18 protein-coding genes and 2 tRNA genes are annotated in these 24,626 nt (G+C 37.5%); 11 read left to right on the top strand and 9 right to left on the bottom strand.

What is annotated here, in order from left to right; all coding sequences use genetic code 11:
* Positions 1–71: 71 nt before the first annotated feature.
* A complete protein-coding gene (gene ppnP, locus ACRD62_RS06925) occupies positions 72–353 on the top strand; it encodes a pyrimidine/purine nucleoside phosphorylase (protein ID WP_430819405.1) in 282 nt (93 codons plus the stop codon).
* A 59-nt stretch (positions 354–412) separates the two neighbouring features.
* On the opposite strand, the gene ACRD62_RS06920 is transcribed toward ppnP, so the two are convergent.
* The 3 genes from ACRD62_RS06920 to pfkA form a co-directional block, all read right to left on the bottom strand.
* A tRNA-Gln gene (locus tag ACRD62_RS06920) sits at positions 413–483 on the bottom strand.
* 48 nt (positions 484–531) lie between these two features.
* Positions 532–602 (bottom strand) — tRNA-Gln (locus ACRD62_RS06915).
* 213 nt (positions 603–815) lie between these two features.
* Positions 816–1,805 (bottom strand): 6-phosphofructokinase, encoded by a 990-nt coding sequence (gene pfkA, locus ACRD62_RS06910; protein WP_430819404.1) that lies wholly within the window; start codon positions 1,803–1,805, stop codon positions 816–818.
* A 298-nt stretch (positions 1,806–2,103) separates the two neighbouring features.
* Between pfkA and ACRD62_RS06905 the strand changes: the two genes are divergently transcribed.
* The 6 genes from ACRD62_RS06905 (at position 2,104) to ACRD62_RS06880 (ending at position 12,992) form a co-directional block, all read left to right on the top strand.
* Entirely contained in the window at positions 2,104–5,058 is a 2,955-nt protein-coding gene (locus ACRD62_RS06905; RefSeq protein WP_430819403.1) for a glycosyltransferase family 117 protein, read from the top strand.
* 259 nt (positions 5,059–5,317) lie between these two features.
* On the top strand, positions 5,318–8,320 hold the full coding sequence (locus tag ACRD62_RS06900) for a protein O-mannosyl-transferase family (RefSeq protein ID WP_430819402.1): 3,003 nt from the start codon (positions 5,318–5,320) through the stop codon (positions 8,318–8,320).
* 3 nt (positions 8,321–8,323) lie between these two features.
* Positions 8,324–8,947 carry a polysaccharide deacetylase family protein gene (locus ACRD62_RS06895; protein WP_430819401.1) on the top strand — a complete coding sequence of 208 codons (624 nt, stop codon included), beginning with the start codon at positions 8,324–8,326 and terminating at the stop codon, positions 8,945–8,947.
* A gap of 138 nt (positions 8,948–9,085) precedes the next feature.
* The gene (purD, locus tag ACRD62_RS06890) at positions 9,086–10,354 is read left to right on the top strand and encodes a phosphoribosylamine--glycine ligase (protein ID WP_430819400.1); all 1,269 of its coding nucleotides are present in this window, start codon (positions 9,086–9,088) and stop codon (positions 10,352–10,354) included.
* Position 10,355: 1 nt separating this feature from the next.
* Positions 10,356–11,336, top strand: a complete 981-nt coding sequence (locus ACRD62_RS06885; protein ID WP_430819399.1) for a hypothetical protein — start codon at positions 10,356–10,358, stop codon at positions 11,334–11,336.
* Positions 11,337–11,339: 3 nt separating this feature from the next.
* Positions 11,340–12,992, top strand: a complete 1,653-nt coding sequence (locus ACRD62_RS06880) for a carbamoyltransferase C-terminal domain-containing protein (protein WP_430819398.1) — start codon at positions 11,340–11,342, stop codon at positions 12,990–12,992.
* On the opposite strand, the gene ACRD62_RS06875 is transcribed toward ACRD62_RS06880, so the two are convergent.
* From ACRD62_RS06875 to rbp, 6 genes are all read right to left on the bottom strand, one after another.
* Positions 12,987–16,085: a PAS domain-containing hybrid sensor histidine kinase/response regulator gene (locus ACRD62_RS06875; RefSeq protein WP_430819397.1), complete on the bottom strand. Its 3,099-nt coding sequence runs from the start codon at positions 16,083–16,085 to the stop codon at positions 12,987–12,989. The genes ACRD62_RS06880 and ACRD62_RS06875 overlap by 6 nt on opposite strands.
* Before the next feature lie 42 nt (positions 16,086–16,127).
* Positions 16,128–16,946 carry a substrate-binding domain-containing protein gene (locus tag ACRD62_RS06870; protein WP_430819396.1) on the bottom strand — a complete coding sequence of 273 codons (819 nt, stop codon included), beginning with the start codon at positions 16,944–16,946 and terminating at the stop codon, positions 16,128–16,130.
* Positions 16,947–17,042: 96 nt separating this feature from the next.
* Positions 17,043–18,113, bottom strand: coding sequence for a lysylphosphatidylglycerol synthase transmembrane domain-containing protein (locus tag ACRD62_RS06865; protein WP_430819395.1), 1,071 nt, complete (start codon positions 18,111–18,113; stop codon positions 17,043–17,045).
* A gap of 105 nt (positions 18,114–18,218) precedes the next feature.
* Positions 18,219–19,664 (bottom strand): M20/M25/M40 family metallo-hydrolase, encoded by a 1,446-nt coding sequence (locus ACRD62_RS06860; protein ID WP_430819394.1) that lies wholly within the window; start codon positions 19,662–19,664, stop codon positions 18,219–18,221.
* Positions 19,665–19,704: 40 nt separating this feature from the next.
* The gene (locus ACRD62_RS06855; protein WP_430819393.1) at positions 19,705–20,793 is read right to left on the bottom strand and encodes a mechanosensitive ion channel family protein; all 1,089 of its coding nucleotides are present in this window, start codon (positions 20,791–20,793) and stop codon (positions 19,705–19,707) included.
* A gap of 211 nt (positions 20,794–21,004) precedes the next feature.
* On the bottom strand, positions 21,005–21,307 hold the full coding sequence (gene rbp / locus ACRD62_RS06850; RefSeq protein WP_321406329.1) for an RNA-binding regulator: 303 nt from the start codon (positions 21,305–21,307) through the stop codon (positions 21,005–21,007).
* A gap of 503 nt (positions 21,308–21,810) precedes the next feature.
* On the opposite strand from rbp, the gene ACRD62_RS06845 reads away from it, so the two are divergent.
* From ACRD62_RS06845 to ACRD62_RS06830, 4 genes are read left to right on the top strand one after another with little or no spacing between them, the layout of a single operon-like run.
* On the top strand, positions 21,811–22,425 hold the full coding sequence (locus ACRD62_RS06845) for an NUDIX hydrolase N-terminal domain-containing protein (protein ID WP_430819392.1): 615 nt from the start codon (positions 21,811–21,813) through the stop codon (positions 22,423–22,425).
* 15 nt (positions 22,426–22,440) lie between these two features.
* Complete coding sequence (locus ACRD62_RS06840) at positions 22,441–22,758, top strand: hypothetical protein (RefSeq protein WP_430819391.1); 318 nt, start codon at positions 22,441–22,443, stop codon at positions 22,756–22,758.
* 43 nt (positions 22,759–22,801) lie between these two features.
* Positions 22,802–23,692 (top strand): EamA family transporter RarD, encoded by an 891-nt coding sequence (rarD, locus tag ACRD62_RS06835; RefSeq protein ID WP_430819390.1) that lies wholly within the window; start codon positions 22,802–22,804, stop codon positions 23,690–23,692.
* Complete coding sequence (locus tag ACRD62_RS06830; RefSeq protein ID WP_430819389.1) at positions 23,692–24,570, top strand: DMT family transporter; 879 nt, start codon at positions 23,692–23,694, stop codon at positions 24,568–24,570. Before rarD ends, ACRD62_RS06830 begins: the two co-directional genes overlap by 1 nt.
* Positions 24,571–24,626 lie beyond the last annotated feature (56 nt).

Here is a 24,626-nt window from a genome sequence, read left to right as displayed (position 1 = left end):
TTTTTTGTGCCATTATTCTGAGTAAAATGTAAATTTGCTTCCATACACATTAACCTATAAAAATCATAAAGATGTTAAAAGTGAACGAGTATTTCGATGGACAGGTAAAGTCGATTGATACCAGTAACAGTGAAGGAAAAGCAACTGCAGGTGTTATTGCTCCGGGAGAGTTTGAATTTGGTACAAGTACCATTGAATACATGACCATTACTCACGGAAAAATGGACGTGTTATTACCTGGAGAAAAGGAATGGAAGACTTATCAGCGCCATGAGACCTTTAAAGTAGCAAAAGACAGCTCATTTAAAGTGTTGGTACAAGAAGCTGTAAGTTACGTTTGTGTTTACGAATAGACGAATAGCAAACTTTATAAAAGCAGAAAAAGCGATCGTTTTACGATCGCTTTCTTGCGTTGTCCCATAAGGACTCGAACCTTAAATGCCTGGACCAAAACCAGGTGTGTTACCATTACACCATGGGACAATCGAGTTTTTTAATTAAAAACCCTCTCAAATTAGAAAGGGTTTTTAGTTGTCCCATAAGGACTCGAACCTTAAATGCCTGGACCAAAACCAGGTGTGTTACCATTACACCATGGGACAATCGCCATGCTTTTTTGTCAAAAGCGATGCAAATATAGATAGTTTTTTTTGCAATGCAAGAACTTTTTAGAAAAAATAACACGTAATCCTTGTTGTAGCCTTGTTTTCAGCAAGAAAAGATTGTGTGAAAAAGGTGCATTTTTTTCAGTCAAAAGATAAAGCATTAAAAAAAGCCCGATATTTACCGGGCTATCTTCATTTATATCTTTTTACTTATCGTTTACCACCTGAAAGAACGTTGATAAGGCTAAACAAGCGCTCATTAATTCCTTTCTTATTTTTCAAGGCTTGGTTAAATGGTACATGTACAATTTCACCATCAACCATACCTACCATTATGCTTTTCTGGTCATCCATCAATGCCTCAACAGCAGCAACACCCAGCTCACTGGCCAGTACACGGTCAGCAACAGTTGGTGAACCTCCACGTTGAAGGTGACCTAAAATAGTTACTCGTGCATCATATTCAGGATGTTCTTCATTCACACGTTTGGCAATGTCAAACGTATTACCCATTTTTTCTCCTTCGGCCACCAAAACAATGCTACTGTCTTTCTGATATGAATATTGTTTCTCAAGGAAACGTTTTAAATCGTTGTAGTTGGTTTTCTTCTCAGGTAGAAGTACCACTTCAGCACCTGAAGCCACACCAGCATTTAAAGCAATAAAACCTGCATCACGCCCCATTACTTCAATAAAAAACAAACGACTGTGAGCCGTTGCTGTATCACGTATTTTATCCACAGCCTCAACAACAGTATTTAAGGCGGTATCGTAACCAATGGTTAAATCGGTTCCATATAGGTCATTGTCGATGGTGCCCGGAACCCCAATGATTGGGATGTTATATTCGCGGCCAAAAATGTTAGCTCCAGTAAAGGTACCGTCTCCACCAATAACAACCAGCCCATCTAGTTTTTCTTTCTTGAAATTTTCATAGGCTGTTGCTCTTCCTTCCGGTGTGCGAAACTCAGGACATCTGGCTGATTTTAGCATGGTTCCTCCAAGCTTAAGAATTCCACTGACAGAACCAGCATTCAAAGGAAGAAAATCGCCATTTACCAATCCCTGATAACCTTTGATAATACCAACAACTTCAATATTCTCGTAAATACATTTACGCACCACAGCACGCACAGCTGCATTCATTCCGGGTGCATCTCCTCCTGAAGTTAAAACCCCTATTTTAGAAAGTTTATTCATGTGATATATTATTTGTTTTTGTTTGACTTCTAAGTTGAACTAAGGGTATCTTTCTTCTTCATAAAACGGAGGTACAATGTTAATGTTAAACTCTGAAATATCAATAAAAATAGGGGAGTCATTTTATCAATTTTTATAGGGTATTTTAAGTTAGTCCCTCTATTTAGATTATTTGACCTTGAAAATGAATTTTTATATAGAAATTCAACCGTTTAGTTGACTTATCATAGTTTGATGAATAATTTATTGTAAAAATATACGCTGAAAAACTATCTTTAAGGGAATTTAATAATACCTCATGAATCCACTAAAACGCTTGAACCTGATTATAGGTTGGACAATCTTTATTCTAACCACCATTCTTTATTGGATTACCATGGCCCCAACAGCCAGTTTGTGGGACTGTGGTGAGTTTATTTCTTGTATGGCCAAGATGGAGGTAGGACACCCGCCCGGAGCACCCTTTTATCTGTTACTCGGACGGTTTCTGAATCTTTTTGCCTCCGATGCCTCTCAGATTGCCTATACAGCAAACCTGTTGTCGGTGTTTTCATCATCGGCTACTATTATGTTGATGTATTTCTCGGCAGAGCATATGTTACGTCGCATCTTTAGTAAATATACTCAGGATATTGCTTCATATCTTTATATTGTTGTTCCTTCTGCGATCGGAGCCTTAGCTTTTGCTGTTTCCGATACTTTCTGGTTTTCGGCTGTAGAGGCCGAAGTTTATGCCTTGTCGATGCTGTTTACAGCTCTGTGTTTCTGGATGTTTTTAAAGTGGGAGGAAGCGCATGAAAAAACAGGGTCAGGTGTAAAATGGCTCATTTTAATTGCCTATCTGACTGGTTTATCGGTTGGGGTGCATTTATTAAACCTTTTGATCATTCCTGTTCTTATTTTATTGATATTACTTCGCAGGGCACCCTTTTCTTGGATGTTGTTTTTTAAAGCAATAGTGTATGGCGGGGTAATTCTGGGAATATTGCTATTTGGTGTGATTCAAAATGGTCTTTGGTTAGCCGAGAAGTTTGAATTGATGAGTGTGAACAGTTTCGGATTACCTAAAAATTCAGGCTTATTGTTTTTCACTATAGTAATCTTTGGTTTGCTATTCTTTGCTGTATTCAAAACCCGAAAGAAAAACAACTGGCAACACCTTTTGGCTGTAATCAGTCTGGTTTTCCTGATTGGTTATTCATCATATGCTATGATAATCATACGGGCAGATGCGAATACACCCATTAATCTCAACGATCCATCAAACGTATTTACACTCGATAGTTTTCTTAATCGCGAACAATATGCACAAAGTCCATTACTATATGGACAGTATTACAATGCCGAAGCAGGTGAATTAAAATACAAAACAGCCTATCGATTTAATGGTACCGAATACGAGAGTTATCAAAAGGCTGACGAATACGAATACGATCCTAAAGGAACGGGATTCTTCCCAAGAATGCATAGTAGCAGCCCGACACATATCTACGGATACCAGATGTGGGCAGGGGTCAATCCCAAAAGTAAAGAAAAGCCATCTTTTGCAAGCAACCTTAAATTCTTCTTTAACTACCAGATTAACCATATGTATTTCCGCTATTTTATGTGGAACTTTTCCGGCAGGCAAAATGATGAACAGGGGCATGGTGATGTGCTGAAAGGAAACTGGATAACCGGCATACCCTTTCTGGATAAAGATATACAAGGAGGTATTTACCCTAGTATTGCTCAAAACAACCCATCTCGTAACCGGTATTTTTTATTGCCTTTATTAATTGGCTTGTTGGGTATTATCTTTTTAATAGGGGCGGGTAAAAATGGTAAAAAATACCTGGCTGTAACCGGGTTGCTATTTCTGATGACAGGTCCTGTTATTATTCTTTATTTAAATCAAACACCGTTTGAACCCCGCGAGCGTGATTATGCTTTTGCAGGTTCGTTTTATGCTTTTGCCATGTTTATTTCTTTTGGAGCTTTTGCCCTTGCTCATTGGTTAAAAACACTCTCTAAAAGTTCGCTTACAGGATATCTGGCCATGGTGCTTATAGTGACGGCTGTTCCTGTTTTGATGTTGTCTCAGAATTTTGATGATCACAATAGGGATAACCGTTATTTTGCTTTGAACATGGCTCGGAGTTATCTGGCTTCCTGTGAGCCCAATGCTATTCTTTTTACATATGGTGATAACGATACTTACCCGGTTTGGTATGTGCAGGAAGTAGAAGGCTTCAGAACGGATGTCAGAGTAATAAATTATGGTTTGATGGGTGCTGACTGGTGTGTTCGTCAGTTGGCTGAGGCTGTTAACGATGCCGGTCAGATGCCATTTACGATAAATATTGATCGATATAAAAACGGCGATCTGGATCATGCTTTGGTAATGGATCGTGATGAAGATTATGCTCCATTAATGAGTGTGGTTCGTTTCATTGGCAGCGATAATGAGCAAAGTAAACTGCCTTTGCAAAGTGGGCAGAAGATTGATTATTCGCCAATTGGCAATTTCGCTTTGCCATATAATGATAAGGATACCGTTAAGTGGACTTGTCCTAAGCGGGTGTTATATAAAAATGATATTGCCTTACTCGATATTCTGGCAACCAACAATTGGGAGCGACCAATTTATTTTACAACGGGTGCTGATCCAGAGATATTTCTTGGTTTAGAAGATTACCTGCGCTACGAAGGGATGGTTTATCAACTGGTGCCTAAATCCAAATCGCCGGATGAACAGGTTTATATTGATACTGATGTATTGTTCAATTCATTTATGAACAAGGTATCTATTGGAGATGGAACTTCTTCATATTACGATCATTATTGCAGAAGAACCTTTGATGTGATGCGCTATCGTCAGATGATCAATTTATTGGTTCTTGGTTTGCTCGAAGAAGGAAGAAAGCAGGAGGCTGCCGAAGTAATCCGAAAAGGATTAAAGGAGTTACCAATTGAAGTTGCTCCTGAGGCGTCTGGAAATATTCCATTTTTGCAGTTGGCCTACGAAACAGGATTAATAAATGAAGCAACTGAGAAGATTGATTTTCTTTTGCAACGACACATTAATAATTTGTATTGGTTTAATGCACAGTCGAACCGTTTGAAAAATGCTTCAGCTCAGCTTTTCTCCGAAGAGTTGGATAACGGCAGATTATTAAATAATGTTTTAAAGCTGATGGGTAATAAAAAATTATTGGAACAGTTTGATAATACCTATCAGGATCTGGGCTTGTCAAGATTATTAGGAGAATAGCCTGCCTTGAAAAAATATTTGATGAGTTCGATACGTTAATGATTAGTTAATGTTCGGACTCATCGTTGCTTAATACATAATAAATAATGACCTGTTCTAATAAAAATTGTATTTTTGGCAATTATCTGACGAAAGCTGGAAAAGAATTTCTTTAAATGGAGTTCTATCTGATTGAAATTAAGTTATTATGAGGCTATACACCCGATTGAATTTGCTGCTTGGCTGGTTAACCTTTTTTATCTCCGCCACAGTGTACATCATGACTATCGAACCAACAGCCAGTTTCTGGGACTGTGGTGAATTTATCTCTACATCATACAAATTATTGGTTGGTCACCCTCCCGGGGCACCGTTCTTTATGATCATGGGTCGATTCTTTTCGCTTTTTGCACCGGATCAGGGTGCAGTAGCTGCAATGATTAATATTATGTCGGCATTAGCCAGTGCATTTACAATATTGTTCTTATTCTGGACAATAACGCATCTGGCAAAAAAAATATTTATTTCCGAAGAAGAGCCTCCAATCTGGAGAACCATGGCAGTTATGGGTGCCGGTCTGGTTGGAGCTTTAGCATATACTTTTTCCGATACATTTTGGTTTTCGGCTGTTGAAGGGGAGGTTTACGCAATGTCATCACTTTTTACAGCGGTTGTTTTCTGGGCCATTCTTAAATGGGAGAATGTAGCAGGTAAACCATATGCCAATCGTTGGTTGGTATTAATTGCATACCTAATGGGACTTTCCATTGGTGTTCACCTGTTAAACCTGTTGGCTATTCCTGCCATTGTTTTTGTGTATTATTTTAAATTATATGAAGTTAACCGAAACAATACAATTAAAGCTTTGGTAATTTCAGGTGTGATCCTGGCCGGAGTATTATATGGAATTATTCCTGGTGTAGTTACGGTTGCCAGTTGGTTTGAACTGATTTTTGTAAATGGTCTCGGTTTACCGTTTAATACAGGAGCTTTATTCTATGCAGTTCTTCTTATTGCGGCTTTGGTTGCAGGCATATGGATTACTTACAAAAAGAGGATGGCCATTGCTAATACAATTTTGCTAGGAGTGACTGTGATACTAATCGGGTACTCTTCATTTGCAATGATCGTAATCCGTTCCTATGCAAATCCTCCAATGGATCAAAACTCACCGGAAGATGTATTTTCATTAATGTCGTATTTGAATCGTGAGCAATATGGTGATCGACCTTTATTCTTTGGGCAGAATTTTAATTCTCCTCTTGATCGTAAATCGATGAATGAGGAAGATGGTGCACCTGTCCGCATTAAGAAAGATGGTAAGTACGTTACAGTAATGCATCGCACAGAGTATGCTTTCGACGATAAAACCACCACTATTTTTCCTCGTATGTACAGTCGTGAGGCGCATCATATTGAACAATACAAAGCCTGGACAGATTTTAAAGGCAAAAGGGTAACCGTAGGTGATGAACGTGGAGTGCCTAAGCAGATTCAGGTTCCAACCTTGTGGGAGAATATTAAGTTCTTCATGAATTACCAGGTAAATTATATGTATTTCCGCTATTTCATGTGGAACTTCTCTGGTCGACAGAATGATATTCAGGGACATGGTGAGGTGAATAAAGGAAACTGGATAACCGGCATCAAATTCATCGATCAGATGCGATTGGGCGACGAATCGAAGCTTTCTGATTTATATACCAAAAATCGCGGAAGAAATAAATATTATATGTTACCGCTTATTCTAGGATTGGTGGGTATGTTCTTCCAATTCAATGCTGGTAAAAACGGGAAACAGAGTTTCTGGATTGTATTGCTTCTGTTTTTCCTTACTGGTTTAGCCATTGTGATTTACCTGAACCAAACTCCATATCAGCCTCGTGAACGTGATTATGCTTATGCTGGTTCATTCTATGCATTTGCCATTTGGATTGGGTTAGGAGTGCTGGCAATTGTTGATGGGCTAAAACGCTTTGTGCCTGGATCAGTTGGAGCAGGTATTGCAACAATTCTCAGTTTAATTTTTGTTCCGGGCATCATGGCCACGGAAAACTGGGATGATCACGATCGTTCAGAAAGATATGTTGCTCGTGATCTTGCCTATAATTACCTCAATACTTGTGCCGATAATGCAATCATATTTACAAATGGTGATAATGATACTTTTCCATTATGGTATGCTCAGGAGGTTGAAGGTGTACGTACCGATGTCAGGGTTTGTAATTTAAGTTATCTGCAAACTGATTGGTACATCGATCAGATGAAGCGTAAGGCTTATGATTCTGATCCAATGCCTTTCTCAATGAATCACGATCAGTATGTAACCGGATCGCGTGATGTTGTTTATATGTTGGATCGAATCAAAGGAGCCATTGATCTGAAAGATGCCATTGATTTTGTAGCAAGTGATAATAAGAAAACCAAGACTGTTCCTGAATATTCAGGTACCCTGGATTATCTGCCTTCAAAGCAATTTACCTTAAAGTATGATAGTCTGAAAGTGCTTCAGAATGGTATTGTATCTGAAGAAGCTGCTCATTTATTGGCTCCGCAGGTTGATATTAACATTAAGAAGGATGTGATTCTGAAAAATGAGTTGATGATACTTGATTTGTTTGCAACAAACAACTGGGATCGCCCTGTATATTTTGCAGTAACAGTAGGTGCTGATAATTATGTGAGCCTGCAGGATTATTTCCAGTTGGAAGGATTTGCCTATCAGGTTGTACCAATCAAAACTGAAAGCGATAATGGTCAGTATGGTCGGGTTGATACTGAAAGGATGTACACCAATATGATGGAGAAATTCCGTTGGGGTGGTTTTGAAAATCCAAAGGTTTATCTGGATGAAAACCATATGCGAATGGCCAATAACATCAGAAATAACCTGGCTCGTTTGGCTCTGGCATTATTAGATGAGGGTAAAAATGAAAAGGCTCAAAAGGTACTTGACAAAACCATGGAAGTGTTAAGCGAAGACAGAGTTCCGCATAATTATTTCAGTATTTTCCTTGCAGAAGGTTACTTCCGTTTGGGTGAGTTTGAAAAAGGTGAGGAAATATTGAAAGATCTTTCAACAGATAAGATGAAAGATTTTGATTATTACAGCTCACTTACACCTGATAAACAAAAAACGGTTGGACGTGAACCTGATACTGCCATGGCTATTTATATGGAAGTAGTGAGAATGGCTCAAAAATACAACCGTACAGATTTCATGAAACAGTTGCAAGGCGACTATGAGCAACGTATGAACCAAATGGGTTTTTACGAAAACTAAAATATGAGTTGGAAGGTTCGTCCACCGCAGGTTATCAGAAACCTTTTCCCGGGAACTACCTGGCGCATGCCGGAACAGGAAAAGGTGATCTACTTTACCTTTGACGATGGACCCGTTGAAAAAGAAACGCCTTGGGTGATGAACCTTTTGAATCAGTATCAGATTAAGGCAACCTTTTTCTGTGTAGGAGAAAATGCCGATAATAATCAGCATCTGATTCAGGAACTTTTAAATAATGGACATAGTGTAGGCAATCATGCGTACAATCATTTACCTGCGTGGAAATGTTCACGTAGCGAATATTTCAACAATATTGATAAGGCAAGACCGTACATTCCCGGTAACTTATTCAGACCACCGCATGGGCAACTCTATCCGTGGTATATGAAGGAGTTAAAAAGCAAATTTAGTAAAGTGGTGATGTGGGATGTCCTTTCGATGGACTACGATAAACGCCTTAGTAAAGAACAGGTGTTATCAAACGTTACAGATAATGTTCGAAACGGCTCGGTTGTGGTTTTTCACGATTCGGCAAAAGCCTGGGAACGTTTGAACTATGCATTGCCTAAAAGCCTTGATTTCCTGTTGGAAAAAGGTTATCGTTTTGAAGTGTTGAAAATGGATTAAAATTTTATAGCAAAATAATTAAACAGTGGTTTGATTAGTTTGGGAAGTTCACGAAAAGTGTTGTGGGTTATTTGTTCTGTTATTTAACTACTGCCTGCTGCCTATAAACTAACAAGCTATATAATAAAGAACAAACAAATGAATATTCTTCTTTTAGGATCAGGAGGACGTGAGCATGCCCTGGCATGGAAAATGACACAGAGTGAGAAGCTGACTAAACTGTTTATTGCTCCGGGTAATGCCGGGACATCAGCAGTGGGGACCAATGTGGATGTCAATCCAAACGATTTTGAAGCAGTTAAAAAAGTGGTATTGGAAAATGCCATTGAAATGATTGTAGTAGGACCTGAAGAACCCTTGGTAAGAGGAATTAAAGATTTTGTTTTAAACGATCCGGAAATAGCGCAAGTACCTGTTATTGGTCCTGGTCAAAAGGGTGCTCAATTAGAAGGAAGTAAAGAGTTTGCAAAGGCTTTTATGCAACGTCATAATGTTCCTACAGCAGCTTATTTATCAGTTACTTCCGCAAATCTTGAGGAAGGATTGGCGTTTCTGAAAACGATGAAAGCACCTTATGTACTGAAAGCTGATGGTTTGGCCGCCGGTAAGGGAGTGTTGATATTAGACGATCTGGCTGAAGCACAGAACGAACTTAAAGAAATGCTTGGTGGTAAATTCGGTGATGCCAGTAGCACGGTTGTGATTGAAGAATATTTAAGTGGTATTGAGCTTTCTGTCTTTGTATTGACTGATGGACATGGCTATGTGGTTTTGCCTGAAGCAAAGGATTACAAGAGAATTGGAGAAGGTGATACAGGATTAAATACAGGTGGAATGGGAGCTGTGTCTCCGGTTCCGTTTGCCGATGAGGTATTTATGAAGAAGGTACACGACCGTATTGTTCTTCCAACTGTTGAAGGGTTGATTAAAGACGATATACCTTATAAAGGATTTATTTTTATTGGTTTGATGAGTGTTGAAGGGGAACCATTTGTTATTGAATACAATGTGAGAATGGGCGATCCTGAAACAGAAGTGGTGATCCCACGCTTGAAGTCTGACCTGGTTGATCTCTTCCAGGCTGTTGCAGCAGGAAATCTGCGAACAAAGCAAATTGAAGTGGACGAACGAAGTGCAACTACAGTGATGTGTGTTTCGGGTGGTTATCCTGGAGATTATGAAAAAGGGAAAGAGATCACCGGATTGGAAAATATAACTGAAGGTATGGTTTTTCATGCAGGCACCACAGAAAAGGATGGTAAGGTTGTTACAGCGGGAGGACGTGTTATTGCTTTAACAGCTTATGGTAAAGATAAAGACGAAGCATTGGCACAATCATTCAAGAATGCTCAGAAATTAGATTATGAAGGAAAATATTTCCGTTCAGATATAGGATTCGATTTGTAATATGATTTTTCAGTCACTCAATAGAAACAGCATTACGGCTTTTGTGCTGCTGCCACTATTCTTACTTGGCTTCTGGCTCAATTCATTTGTCGGAGTTCAATCGGTGAGTTTCCCGTTTAGCGAGACTCCTATGCCATTGTTTGGATTGTTATTGGGTGCACTGAAAGGAAATCATTTTCTGTCAACTCTGATAAGTATGTTAATTGCCCTGGTGATGATGTTAGGTGTCAACCGGATGGTCAATCGCTTTGGATTATCAAATAATCAAACTGCAATGCCAGGGTATTTATACTTGTTTTTGGTGAGTGGCTATCTGATGGCCCAACAGTTACATCCGGTATGGTTTTTTACGCCATTGCTGCTGCTTTCAATTGAGCGTTTGTTTTCAGGAGGGCCACAGCGTAAACCAATGGCCTGGTGCTTCGAATCAGCTTTCTGGTTGTCAGTAGGTAGCTTGTTTTATGCCAAGGGAATTTATTTTATCATATTGATCTGGATGATCATGTTCATCCTCAGAATGTTTACGTTTCGTTCCATCCTGGCTTCTCTAATTGGATTTGTATTGCCATATATTTTTGCCTTTAGTTATTTCTTCCTTGTTGGCAGATTTACCTGGTTTGCTGATGTTGCAATAGAGAATTTTATATCACCAATAGCCTTTTTCTCACATACCATTTTCTCACAACTTTATAATGGTATTATTATCTTCCTGGTTTTTCTGGCCATCCTGGCTGTTGTGAGAATCATGCCGATGGTTAAGATTATTACACGTAAATATTTCCGTATTTTCATTTGGTTAATCGTACTAGGCATTGTTGCAGCTTTAACGCCATATTATTCTTTGGAGGTGGTTCCAATACTTGCCATTGGTGCTTCCATTATACTAAGTCGCTTTTTGAATGCAATTCGTAAGTCAGTTATTCAGGAGGTAGTGTTTGTATTGCTTTTTATAATGACACTGGCGGCTCAATTTCTGATCTGATTTATGGATGTTTTAAAGCCTACATTGGCCATATATGGTATTCAGGACCGTATTAATACAGATACACCTTTTTATGTGCACGATCACGCCCTTACTCTAATGGAGAATGGTAAGGTGTTAAAGCATCTGACACTTGAGCGCCTCTCAAGAAGAAAGCATGATAATAAATTGCACGAACAGCTGTATGATATTTTAAAGCAGGAAGGCTTACTGAAGAATACCGATTATGACCTCGTTTTTGTTGATAATGTTGTTGGTCGTACTTTCCTTTCATCTTGTGGCCGATTCCGCTTTGAAGCTCCTTTAAATAGTCATTTAAGTACCATGCCTGAATTAGGAAGATGCTGGTGGCTGGATAGAGAAAGAGAAGCATACGCACTAAATCATGAGCTGGCTCATCTGGGAGCATGTTTACCTTTTTACGGATCTTTTAATGAGAATAGTTTATTGGTTCATTTCGATGGAGGAGGGAGTCTGAGTAATCTATCTGTTTGGGAATTTAAAAAGGGCAGTGTTCAATCGAAAGAATTTCACTGGGACTATAAATATCTATCAGGGTTATTTAATGCCAATGCCCTGGTGTTTGGTATAATTGGTTCAAAATACATTGAGCAAAACAGTGTTCCGGGTAAAATGATGGGACTTGCATCTTTTGGAAGTTATAAACCAGATATTGAAGATTGGCTTATTAAAAATGACTATTTCAAAGATCTATGGGGAAGTAAAAAAGTGTTTTTCGATGCTGCTAAAATTGATTTTGGCTGGGATAAACAACATCTGAATACACAGGATTCTTTTTTACATGATATTGTTGCAACCATGCAGGGTATTTTTCAGCGGGAGTTGCTAACTAAGCTCGAATTGCTGCAGCATAATGGACAATACGATTATTTATATTATTCTGGTGGTTCGGCTCTGAATATAGTGGCTAACACTCAAATTGTGGAATCCGAATTGTTTAAACATGTATTTATACCTCCTTGTCCTGAAGATAGTGGCCTTTCTTTAGGTGCTGGGGCCTTTGTGGAGTGGTTAAAACATGGAAATATCAATTCCCATTCACCTTACCTCAATAATTGGGGTATTCAGGATTATTCAACTGAAGTAAAGTTGGATGAGCTGGAAAAATGTGCTTTGGAACTTCTCAAGGGCAAAGTGATAGCTGTTTGTAATAATACCGGAGAGATTGGTCCACGAGCCTTAGGTAACCGAAGTATTCTGGCATTGGCGAATAATAAATCCCTGGCTCAAAAAGTAAGTATGACTCATAAAAAACGTGAGTGGTACCGACCTGTGGCACCCATCATGCTTGTTAAAAATGCACAATACTTTACCGGGAAAAAGAATATACATCCTCTGGCCGATTATATGTTGCTCGATTTTAGCATCCTGCCTGAGAAGCAAAAGGAGATCGAAGGTGTAGTGCATGTTGATGGGACAGCACGTATTCAGGTAGTTCGAAAAAAGGAAGATAATCCTTTTGTGTTTGATTTACTTCAATTGCTGGATAGAAAATATCAGGTGAAAGCTTTGATTAATACATCTTTCAATGTAAAAGGTGAACCCATTGTACATACAAAGGAGGGAGCCCTTAAATCAGCACAAAACATGAATTTAGATGGAGTTGTACTTAATGGACACTATCAGCAACTATAACCATTTAACAAGGATCGTTTCCAGATCGTCCATTTTAACCGGTTTTCCAATATAATCATTCATTCCGGCTTCCAGACACACTTCTCGGTCACCTTTGAGTGCATTGGCAGTCATTGCAATAATGGGAACATCAATCTTCATCTCCCTTAACTTGGTGGTTGCATCCAACCCATTCATTACAGGCATCTGAACATCCATGAATACAAGGTCGTAATTATCCTGATCACCCTCGGTAATCATATTTACAGCCTCTTCACCGTTTTTTGCAATATCAATTTGTAAACCAATCCGATCAAGCATTTTCTCTGCAATCTTTTGATTGATGATATTGTCTTCAACCAGTAAAACACGTTTGTCTTTTATGCGTTCCTGAAGACTTGGTGCTTCATCCTGTTCAGCTCCCTGGTTGTTTTTATCACCAAAAAGTCTCTCAATTGTGTTTAGTAATTCGGTGTGTTTAATTGGTTTTTGCATTATAAAATCCACACCTTTTAGCTGATCAATTGGTTTCCATCTGTTATCAGAGGTAAACAAAATGATTTTGATATTTTTTTGCAGTTCTTTAATACTTTCCAGCAGATTATCATCAGCCTTGCTAAAAACATGACTATCGATGATGATTAGATTGAAATCCTTACGATGTGATAATGTCATTAAAGCTGACTTTTCATCATTCACCGTTTCTGAATTAATCGACCAGTTATTCAGGGTCTTTTTAAGTAGAAGAAGGTTGGTTTTATGATTGTCAACAATCAGGGTATTGATGGTGCTGAATAACTCAGTGTTTATCTCATATGCCTTTTGGTTTTTATCAATTACCAATGGCAGTGTAAAATGAAATACTGATCCAGGATTCTCTTTTGACCACATAAAATTAGGGTTGGGACTTTCAACCCATATTTTACCACCCATCAGTTCAATCAACATCTTTGATATACTGGTTCCCAGTCCTGTTCCACCAAACTTACGGGTTGTTGAACCATCTGCCTGAGTAAAGGATTCGAATATCTTTTCCAATTTACTTTTAGGTATACCAATTCCAGAATCTTCAACCGAAAAGTGAAGTGTCATATTGGATCCTTGTTGTTGTTCTATTTCTACTTTTAGAACAACTTCTCCTTCAGAAGTGAATTTAACAGCATTACCCATTAAATTAACCAAAACCTGAATCAATCGACTCTCATCACCAATAACAATGGCTGGAATAGTGTCTTCAACATCGCTCAAAAGCTCAATGCCTTTTTCACGACCTTTGAACGACATTTGATCCATTAGATATTCAACGGTAGAGCGAAGATTAAATGCATAGGATTCAATTTTCATTTTACCGGCTTCGATCTTAGAGAAATCAAGTATATCATTAATGATATTAAGCAGATTGTCACAAGAACGGCCAATGATAGAAACAACATTCTTCTGTTCTTTTGACAACCTGGTTTTGGATAAGAGTTCTGTTGCTCCAATGATACCGTTCATAGGAGTACGAATCTCATGACTCATATTAGCCAAAAATTCAGATTTGGCTTTATTTGATTCAGCTTCTTTCTTTTGAATCTCTTTCTGGGCACTGATATCCATAAAAGCCTCCAGAAACACTTCGTGATTATCTAGTGTAACCGGAATGATATTCTTTAATATTTCACGTGAAATATTATTTTCTTTAACCTCTAATCGTTCATCCAGCGATTCTACCATTATGCCGGACTGCTCATCTTTGTATTCGTCCTTTTTATTGGTGACAAATAGCTCCTGATATGAATGGGTTCTGAAATGAGCCATTGCCTGAGAAATGGTTTTGAAGCCCATGATTTTAGCAGCGGTCTGATTGAGCTGAATTACTTTCTTTTCGCTGTCAACAATTAAAATACCCACAGGAAGATTTTCTGTTATGGTTGAAAGAGTTTTGTTTGACTCCTTAAGTGACTCAGTAAGAAGTTTCTTTTCAGTTGTGTCTTCCTTAATTGCAATGTAATTCGAGATGGTTTTGTCTTCACTTAATACGGGTGATATCAAAACTTTTTCCCAGAAAACAGCACCATTCTCTTTCTTACTGGAAATTTCACCAGTCCAAACCTGTCCTTCCTGAATGGTTTGCCACAATACTTCAGCAAATTCATTGGTATCTTCCTGTAGCTGAAAAAAGTTGGTGTTACCACTATTTAATTCAGACTTAGAGAATCCGGCCAGCGATTTAAATCCTTTGTTTACATACTCAACGTTACCTTGTGTGTCGGTAATCATAATTGAGATCGGACTCTGTTCAACAGCCTGTATAAGTTTACGGTTATTTTGTTCCGCCTTTCTTTGATTTAAAATCAGATTACGTATTTGCGATAAAAGGAAATAAGTCAGAAAAACTACAAATAGCGTAAATACTATTAATGAAAGGTACTTAAGGTTATTATAACGTTTTAGCACATTTATGCTTTCGTTATTTAAGGTTACTAACCTCTTATTGATATCGTACGAGATTTTGTTTTCAATTTCATGCAGTCTTTCCAGTTTAGACTCAGCTTGCTTAATATATAGATCAGTCGCTTTGGCTACATTGTTATATCCATCAGGCTCTTTTAAGGTTGCTTCAATTTTTCGGGCTACTCTTTCAGAAAGACTGTGCATGGTGTTGATCAAAGGAGCTAACTCTCTTACTTCTCTAATCGAACCTGTATAACTATCTTCATTGTAAGTTATGACGTTTGTAATTACATCCTGTGTGTGAAGGTTAACAGCTCTTTTATCCTCTATATTACCACCCTGATCAATTACATTAATAATCTCTATGCTACGTTCAGTAAGATCTGCTATTTCATTTTCAATATTAGTTAGCTGTTGATTGACATTAACAGATGGATAACTTTTAAAAGCAATGTTTAATTCCAGAAGGTTTTTGTGGAGTAAATGCTCCAGTTTGGCCAATTGTTCCTGATTTTGAATGGCCTTTCTGTATTTAGTAGCATATGAACTGTCGAAATAATTTTCTATGCTAATGATGGCACCTATTGTAATTAAATAGATAGCTAACAAGAGGTAGAGCTTGTTTACTATTGGCTCTTTAAAGTAGAATATTTTGGATGTTTTTTGATTCTTACCCACAAGATGTAAATTAAACTAACTGTGTTTTACGAACGTATAAATTTAAAAAATTATCGTCTTCCTTTTAGTAAAACCGTATTTACTTAATCTGTTTTCATTTAATTGGGTGCTTGTAAATTTTAGAAAAGCTTTGGTAAGCACTGGTTCTGAACTACATGAGAGACTTGTTGCGAAAATGGGTATATGTAAATTATTTTGCAAATCAGGTTTGATAACATCAACATAATTGCGATTTCCATTAACAAAATAGTTACTTTCCCAATCGATAACGATATCAACCTTATCATTCTTCAGCTCTTTTATCAGTCCTTTTGAGTCGGATGTCAGGGCAACTATTTTAGGTAAGAGCCTGTCATAAACATTTTGAGATTGTAATAATTTCCTGGTTTCAGAACCAATAGAGCTTGTTTCGGGATTAGCAATGATTAAAGAGTATTTATCTTTAAGAAGGGATGAGAATCTCCCATCGAATTTTTTAGGGTTCCCCTTCTTTACCATAAAAGTCAAAGAATTATATCCAATAAAAACAGAATCCATCAAAGCCTGGCCTGTTTCCTGATAAAATTTCTCAAAAGTTGCTGTTGAAGAAGGGATGTAAAGATCGCCTTTGCCTGTGTAACTGATCAGGTCCATTAAATTTTGAGCACAATCATTTTGAACTCTTACTTTGCAATTGTACTGTATCTCAAATTGCTCTTTAAGATTCAAAATCAGCCCCAGCATTGAGTTTTCGCAATAAACGACCAACTCTTTTTGAGTTTGCTGAGATTCTGAAATACTATTTTTTTTTCTATGCTTACATCCTGTAGCTAATAAAATAAGGCTCAGGACGAAGAGGATCTGATACTTGTGTAGGGCCATTAAATACACATATAATTATACACGCCCAAGTTATGGATTTATATAATTGAATAACAGTTTGTTTGTCACATAATACGGGGCGTTTGTCAAATACAACTAACCTTTCACAAAGTGCTTCTTGATCCAGCGTGGTACAATAAAAGCACCGATTAACAAGTAAGGATAGTAGCTTACTACCCGCCACATAAAAGCCATTGCGACACCCGTGCCAGCAGGGATCATTGTTGAAAGAAACTCTTTAAATACCCATTCTGCAAATCCACTACCACCAGGTGTCGGACTAACCAGCATCATAATCCACATAACCAATTGCTTGCCAAATATTAGAATATGATCATTCCATCCGAGGAAATGGAATCCGAAAAATGCCAAAATGAGCGAGTTGACAATCCAGTAACGGGAGGTCCAGCTGAATGCAGTTGCCATAAAAGCTTTGAGCCAATTTTTAAAGGGCCAGGTCTTAAATTCCTTCGAAGCGGCAATTAAATCAGAACCGGACTCGTTTGCCTGTGGTCTCCAACGCTTAATTATGGGTAATTTAAAAATCCAAAGTAATAACCATTTCAATCCACGTGGATTAACAAAAAGACCATAGCTTATAACGATGGTATATGCAAGTTTTACAATATAACCGGCAAGAGCAAACATTAAAAATTGGTTTTTGTAAAAGGGCAAACTGTTCTCGATTGAATTGCCAAAAGCAAAAATATCAGTTCGTCCGATGAAAAGCAGGATGAGAGGAAATGTTATAATAAAATACAATTCATCCAGAAAGGAGGTTACCATAACAATGGCTGTACTTCGGCCAATTTTAATTCCTTCTTTGTTGATAAAGAAAATTGCAACACTTGTTCCTCCAATTGCAGAGGGAGTAATAGCCGATGTAAACTCCCACAACATTATTATATTAAAAGCCTTTCGCCAGGTTATTTGCGTTCCACTCAAAAGACGAATTCGATAAATATAACCTAAGTCTCTGGCTGCTATCATTAAAAAAGATACAAAAAACCAGAAAATCGATTGGAGCGAAAATGTAAAAGCATCCATTACAGATGGATCAAACTCATGGTAAAGGAAATATCCGGTAACTGCCAATCCAATAAAAATCGGAAGGGTAATTTTCCCTGGTCGGATGCTTCGTAATATTTTACCAGAGTTATCGGTCATAAAAACAAAGTTAGGAGAATAGCTGCTGTCATAAAAATAGGAGGCCGGTTTTTATTAGAAAAAATGGCCTGATTGCATAATAAATTTGAAATCAGGCTATCAATATTAAAATCTCCAACCCATATTAAAATATACAGCTGATCTGTTAGTGTCGCCTGCAGAAGAATCCTGCATGAAATCTTGTAAGCTGTTGCGGTAGGTTGAACTTAGCTGAACCTTATAAAATTCAAAGCCAAATCCCCAAATTAATCCATAATCATCTTTGTTATAAGTTGCATTGAAATCCATCTTTTCGCCATCGACCTTGCCATTTAGATGATAACTATAATAACCTCCGGCTAATACAAAGAACTTTGGCGTGAACATATCATTGTTATATGTTTTAAGCATGAGTGACACAGGAGTTGTGATCGATTGCATGTTTATTTTACTGTCGTTTACTTTGTAACTATGAATATCATAGACTACTTCGGGTTGTAAAAATAGCGAACGGGTTATTTTTATCTGAGCAAATAATCCTGGTTCAATCGCAAAACGAGGAATTGTTTGTAGTTGCACGTCGTTATAAACAAGTCTGCTTGACCCCATCCCTATTTTCCCTCCAATCGTCACCGGTGGTATTTCCTGAGTTGCTTTGCGGTGGGCTATCAGCATATCCTGAGTTGCTATTTCTTCAGATAATTCGCACAAAAAGGTGCAAATTGTATTCATTCCTTCATAATCAAGTTTATCCGCTGTGTCTTCAGGTTTGTGATAAGGTGATTTTAAACCTGTAAATAAATGTGTAGCGGGTATTCCATAGTCGGCAAAAGATTTCGTATCGGTTAGCTCTACCTTGGTGGTGTTTGCTTTTGCTATTACCAGGTTGTTTTTAACAGCTATTGATTGAGCCATCTCATCACCATCTTTCAATAAAGCCATACCTTGTAATCGCAAACTGCCAATGCTTGAATACATACCAACCATGTCAATACTGAACATGAATTTTACTTTGGCAGGATCAATCACTTTGTCTGAAAGAAAATATCTTGACCCAATTAAACCGCTTTCTTCAGCATCGAAAGCAACAAATATTACACTGTATTTGAGTTTTGATTGATTTTGTTTAAGATACCTTGCTGTTTCGATTACAGTTGCAACCCCGGATGCGTTATCGTCGGCTCCATTGTAAATTATTTTTTCACCATCCTTTTCACGATAACCCAGATGGTCGTAATGCGCTCCAATAACTATATATTCTGAACTTAATTCAGGATCGTTACCTTTGAGCATACCGACAACATTTGTGGCTGGAACCCTCACGAGATTTTCCATGAATATAAATTGGTGCTTGTAATCGTCACAAAGGGGAGTTAGTCCAATTTCTTTAAACTGTTCGGCAATGTAGTTGATTGCTTTAATCTTACCTTCGGTTCCCAGGCCTCTTCCTTCCAGGCTGTCGGAGGCAAGTGTATATACATGCTTTTTTAAACGTTCTGCTTGATTTTGAGCAAATAGTGGTGTTGCTATCAAGGCACAAAATAGAAATAGGTTAGATCTTTTGAGATTCATATGTGAAATGAGTTTAGTAGTTACACATACAAATTTATCATTATTCCAATACCTTCTCTTTACTGTTTAAATTATTTTCTTTCTCAAATTCAATCCTTGCTTTGGGCAGGTATTCAGGATATTCACGCTGCATGAACTGTATCAGCTCTTCACGAAGCCTTACTCTTAAATCCCAGGCTTTAGGAGAGTCTTTAGCACTCACCAGTGCCCTTAGTTCCATTGTTTTTTCGGTAGCATCTGTTACCTGCAATACATTAACTTCACCATCCCATTCCGGAATATCCGGTAATATGCGGCTCATCTCCTCACGCATTTTTTCAACCGGGAAACCATAATCAACATAGATAAATACGGTTCCAAGTATATCAGCAGACTGACGCGTCCAGTTTTGAAATGGCTTTTCAATAAAGAAATTGATGGGTACAATTAATCTCCTTTTATCCCAAATTCGAACCACCACATAAGTAAGGGTAATTTCTTCTATCCAGCCCCATTCTCCTTCAACAATTACTACATCGTCAAGTCGGATGGGTTGAGTTATGGCAATTTGAAAACCCGCTAACAAAAGAGATAGACTTTTTTGTGCTGCAAAACCAATGATAATACCTGCAATACCTGCGGAAGCTAAAAGACTTAATCCTATTTCACGAACTTTTTCAAAGCTTAGCAATGCTACCGACAAGCCAATAAATGTGACAAGAAAAATAAGCAAGCGTTCAAATACACGCATTTGGGTGTGAATCTTGCGGGCTTTTAAATTATCAGCATCCAGTATGTTATAGCTCGATAAAATGAAGTGTTTGATACTTCGTATGATGGCTATTGCCAGCCATGTAATGGTAAAGACAAGTATTAAGAAAACAATCTTGCCTCCGTTTATATCAATTGAGTCTTTAAAATAATAATTGATTAAACTAATGGCAATTACAACAGTTAAAAGTTTAATAGGAGTTTTAACCAGTTTTACCACCTTTTCAATAACCCTGTTGTGTTCCCGATGTATTGCTTTTCGAAGTAATCGGATAAGAAGAACTCCGGCAAACCATGCAGCAACGATTAGCAGTACGGAAAAAATAATTGGTAACAGTAAATCTTCGCTTTTGAAATTTTGTGTAAAAAATTCTTTCATTTTAAGTGTTTAGGTTTATCTGTTTATAAGAAAACACAGGTTGGTTTTGATTGTTTGAAGAGGTTCACACTTAAAATTAGTTAATTTTTGGAAAGTAGCTAATTAAAAAAGGTAGTGTTTGGTTTAAAATACTCTTTTTAGATGATATCTATATAAAAAGAAAAGGCTGTCCGCAGTGCGAACAGCCTTTTTAATTTCTTTAAGCAAGATACTAGTAACGACGACGGTTACCGCCACCGTTTCCACCACGGTTGTTGTTGCTACGTTGTGGACGAGCTTCTGCTTCTTTTACATTGATAACGCGACCATCGTACTCAGCACGGTCAAGTTCTTCAATAGCTTTGCGACCAGCTTCTGCATCAGGCATTTCAACGAAGCCAAAGCCTCTTGATTTGCGAGTTTCGCGGTCAGTGATAATTTTGGCTGAACTTACTTGTCCATACTCCTCGAAAAGTTCCTGTAAATCACCATCAGTGATAGCGTAAGTCAGGTTCGAAATAAAAATATTCATCATAAAATAAAACGTTGTGCTACAGAAGCACTTAATTAAACAATAATGATTTAAACAAGGGAAGAATTGAAATGTGGAAGGTAAGCACCTTATCTGAAGGAAGGTAATTCAAACTAGCAGCCAAAAATCAAACTATCCATTTTTAAATACTTTACAAAGGTAAATAAATAAGTGAATTAGCTAACTTCTTAAAGATTAAAGAGTGTTAAAATTGAAAAATCATTTTTACAAGTGAAAAAATATTGAAAAATGTCTGAAATGTAGTATATTAAGCTATATGCAAAAGTATGACAGTTCTCAATTCAATATTATTGATGATTGCTTCCTCGGGAGCCTATTTTTTACTTAAGAACAGTAAGAAAATGAAAGTGTTACGAATTGTTATGATGGTACTTTTTTCATATGCGTTGCTGGTGATACTTCTGGATATACTAAATTACTTCTTCGATTGATATATTTCTCCTTTGTTATGTTTTGCAGCTACATAAGTTTGAGTAAATTTAGCTATGGATTATTTAAATACAATAAAACGGATCAAGGCATTAGCCGAAACAGGCTTGGTTTATGCTCAAAATGGCTATGAGATAGAACGTAACCAGGAGTTGATTGATCTGAGTAAGGAATTAATGGCTGCAATTGTTAATCAACCTATTGAAACTATTGATCGGTTTTACTTACCTCCCAAGGAATACCCAACTCCTAAAGTGGATGTTCGAGGTTTTATTCTCAACGAGAAGGATGAAATACTGATGGCGAAAGAAGTTATGGATGGTAAATGGACCATTCCGGGTGGTTGGGCAGATATAGGTTTTACACCTGCCGAAATTGCTGTCAAGGAAGTGGAGGAGGAGACAGGGATTAAATCTGAAGTTGTACGTTTATTAGCTGTTTATGATAAACGTTGTCACAATCATCCGGCGTCACCTTTTTATGTTTATAAAATTGTCTTTCTGTGTCGTATGATGGGTGGGGAGTTGAGAGGAGCTTTCGACATTGAAGATTCAGGCTGGTTTAAACTTGACAGTTTACCCGAGTTATCAGAAGATCGGATTGTTCAATCGCAGATGGAAGAATTATTTCTATTGGCAAAGAATGATACTTTGCCGGTTGTGTTTGACTAAACAATAAACCCAAATATGATGTCATATGCTGGCCATGTGTTGGATATGATCCAACGAATGCGTAATAACCGCGAATTGTTAAAGAAGCGGGATCGATTATTCACAGGTTTGAGTAAAAAGATTGCCCATAATTACCGACATCATCCCGCGCATCAAAAAGAACTATCACCCGAGCAGAGAACTATTCTTCGGAGAAAGTTGATTCGTGAGAATCGTGTTGATTTGGCTAAAAAAATTGTGGCCTTCTTTCTGGCTGTATCAATTGTAACTGTTTTGTTTTTATTGATGAGAGGATATCTCGACTTAAACGATTTTTTGTTCTACGGAAATTAAATTGCTTTTATTTCTACCTTAGCTGCCTTAATAATTTCGGGTCATGACAAATGATAATCAAGGACAGGCTAAAGGCTATCTTTATACAGCACAAGCTTTTGTAAGTTGGGGCTTGTTGCCCATATACTGGAAATTACTGTCGCATCTGCCTGCAATGGAGATACTCGCCCATAGGATTCTCTGGTCACTAATATTTGTTGTGATTTTCTTATATATAAGAGGTAAGCTTCATCTGGGGGTTATTTTTAAAAATAAAAAATCCTTACTAACCCTAATAATCACCGGTTTGTTAGTTGGCAGCAATTGGGGTGTATATATTTATGCTGTTAATTCAGGCCAAATTGTGGAGGCAAGTTTGGGTTATTACATTACTCCTTTAGTGAATGTGGTCTTGGGTATAATTTTTTTACAAGAAAGATTGAGTAAACTACAGCTCATTGCTTTATTGTTAGCTGCTACTTCTGTTTTATATCTGACAATTGACTATGGTCAATTTCCTTGGGTAGCTATTTACCTTGCATTTTCGTTTGGTTTATATGGCTTATTAAAAAAGAAAAGTGGTGTGGATTCATTACCTGCACTTGCAATAGAAACCCTGGTATTGACTCCTTTTGCATTAACGTATGTTGTTTGGAAGATGGTTGATGGAACAGGTCATTTATTTGCGGGAGATTTATTAACAGACACATTGTTGATTTTAGCAGGTGTGGTCACAACCTTGCCACTTTATTGGTTTGCTCAGGGGGCAAAGCGTATTACATTAACTTCAGTTGGTTTTATGCAGTATATTGGTCCGACAATTATGTTGTTGCTGGGAATCTTTATTTACAAGGAAGGCTTTCCGTTGGAACAAAAGATTGCATTTAGTTTTATTTGGTTGGCATTGGCTTTTTATAGCTACACTATTATTTTTAAATCTCGCATAGCAAAATAATGCACCATAAAAATACTTTTAAGGCATATGCTGCTATGCTTGCAGGCCTTATAATTATTGGATTTTCAGCTATTCTTATTAAATCTGCTGAGGCTCCTGGTTTGATAACTGCCTTCTACAGAGTTTTTATCGCTTCGTTGGTGCTTATCATGCCCTTTCTTTTAAAATGGAGAAAAGTTGTTGCTATACCAACCAAAGGCATAGTGATGGCAATTTTAGGAGGTGTTGCATTTGGTTTTGATACGGCTTTGTGGTCAACGGCAATAGAAATAAGTAATGCTACTATTCCCACATTAATGGCCAATCTTGCCCCTTTATGGGTTGGTTTTGGAGCAATGTTATTCTTTAAAGAGAAACAAAAGAAGGGCTTCTGGATTGGACTGACTATAACCTTAGCAGGTATATTATTAATGGTTTCTCATAGTTATATTAGTAAGGACGGATTATTGGTGAGTATAGTTTTAAGCCTGATTGCAGGTATGTTTTATGGGACTTACTACCTGATTACTCAAAAAGGTCGTCAATTGATGAATACCCTGCAATATTTGTCAATCACATCTTTTTCAGCAGCTTTAATATTGGGTGTGATAGTTGGTTTCTCAGACTATAATTTTACTGGTTACAGCGATAAAACATGGATCATCTATTTAGTTTATGGTATAGGTATTCATGTAATCGGCTGGACACTTATTAATTATGCACAGGGTTATTTAAGAGCAACAACTGTGTCACCAACTCTTCTTGGACAGCCTGTGTTGACTGCCTTTTTTGCCTGGCTTATTTTGGGCGAATCACTTTCGGTCTGGCAAATTTCTGGGGGCATTGTTGTTTTTGCCGGAATATATGTTGTTAACTATTCTAGATTAAAGCAAAGATAAATGTGCTTGTGCTTAACATTCTAACTGATGATTTGTTGTATGTATTAGAACGTTAA

Origin of the sequence: Carboxylicivirga caseinilyticus, from assembly GCF_050589785.1 — a bacterium.
GTDB lineage: Bacteria > Bacteroidota > Bacteroidia > Bacteroidales > Marinilabiliaceae > Carboxylicivirga > Carboxylicivirga caseinilyticus.
This window is presented reverse-complemented; position numbering and strand designations above follow the sequence as displayed.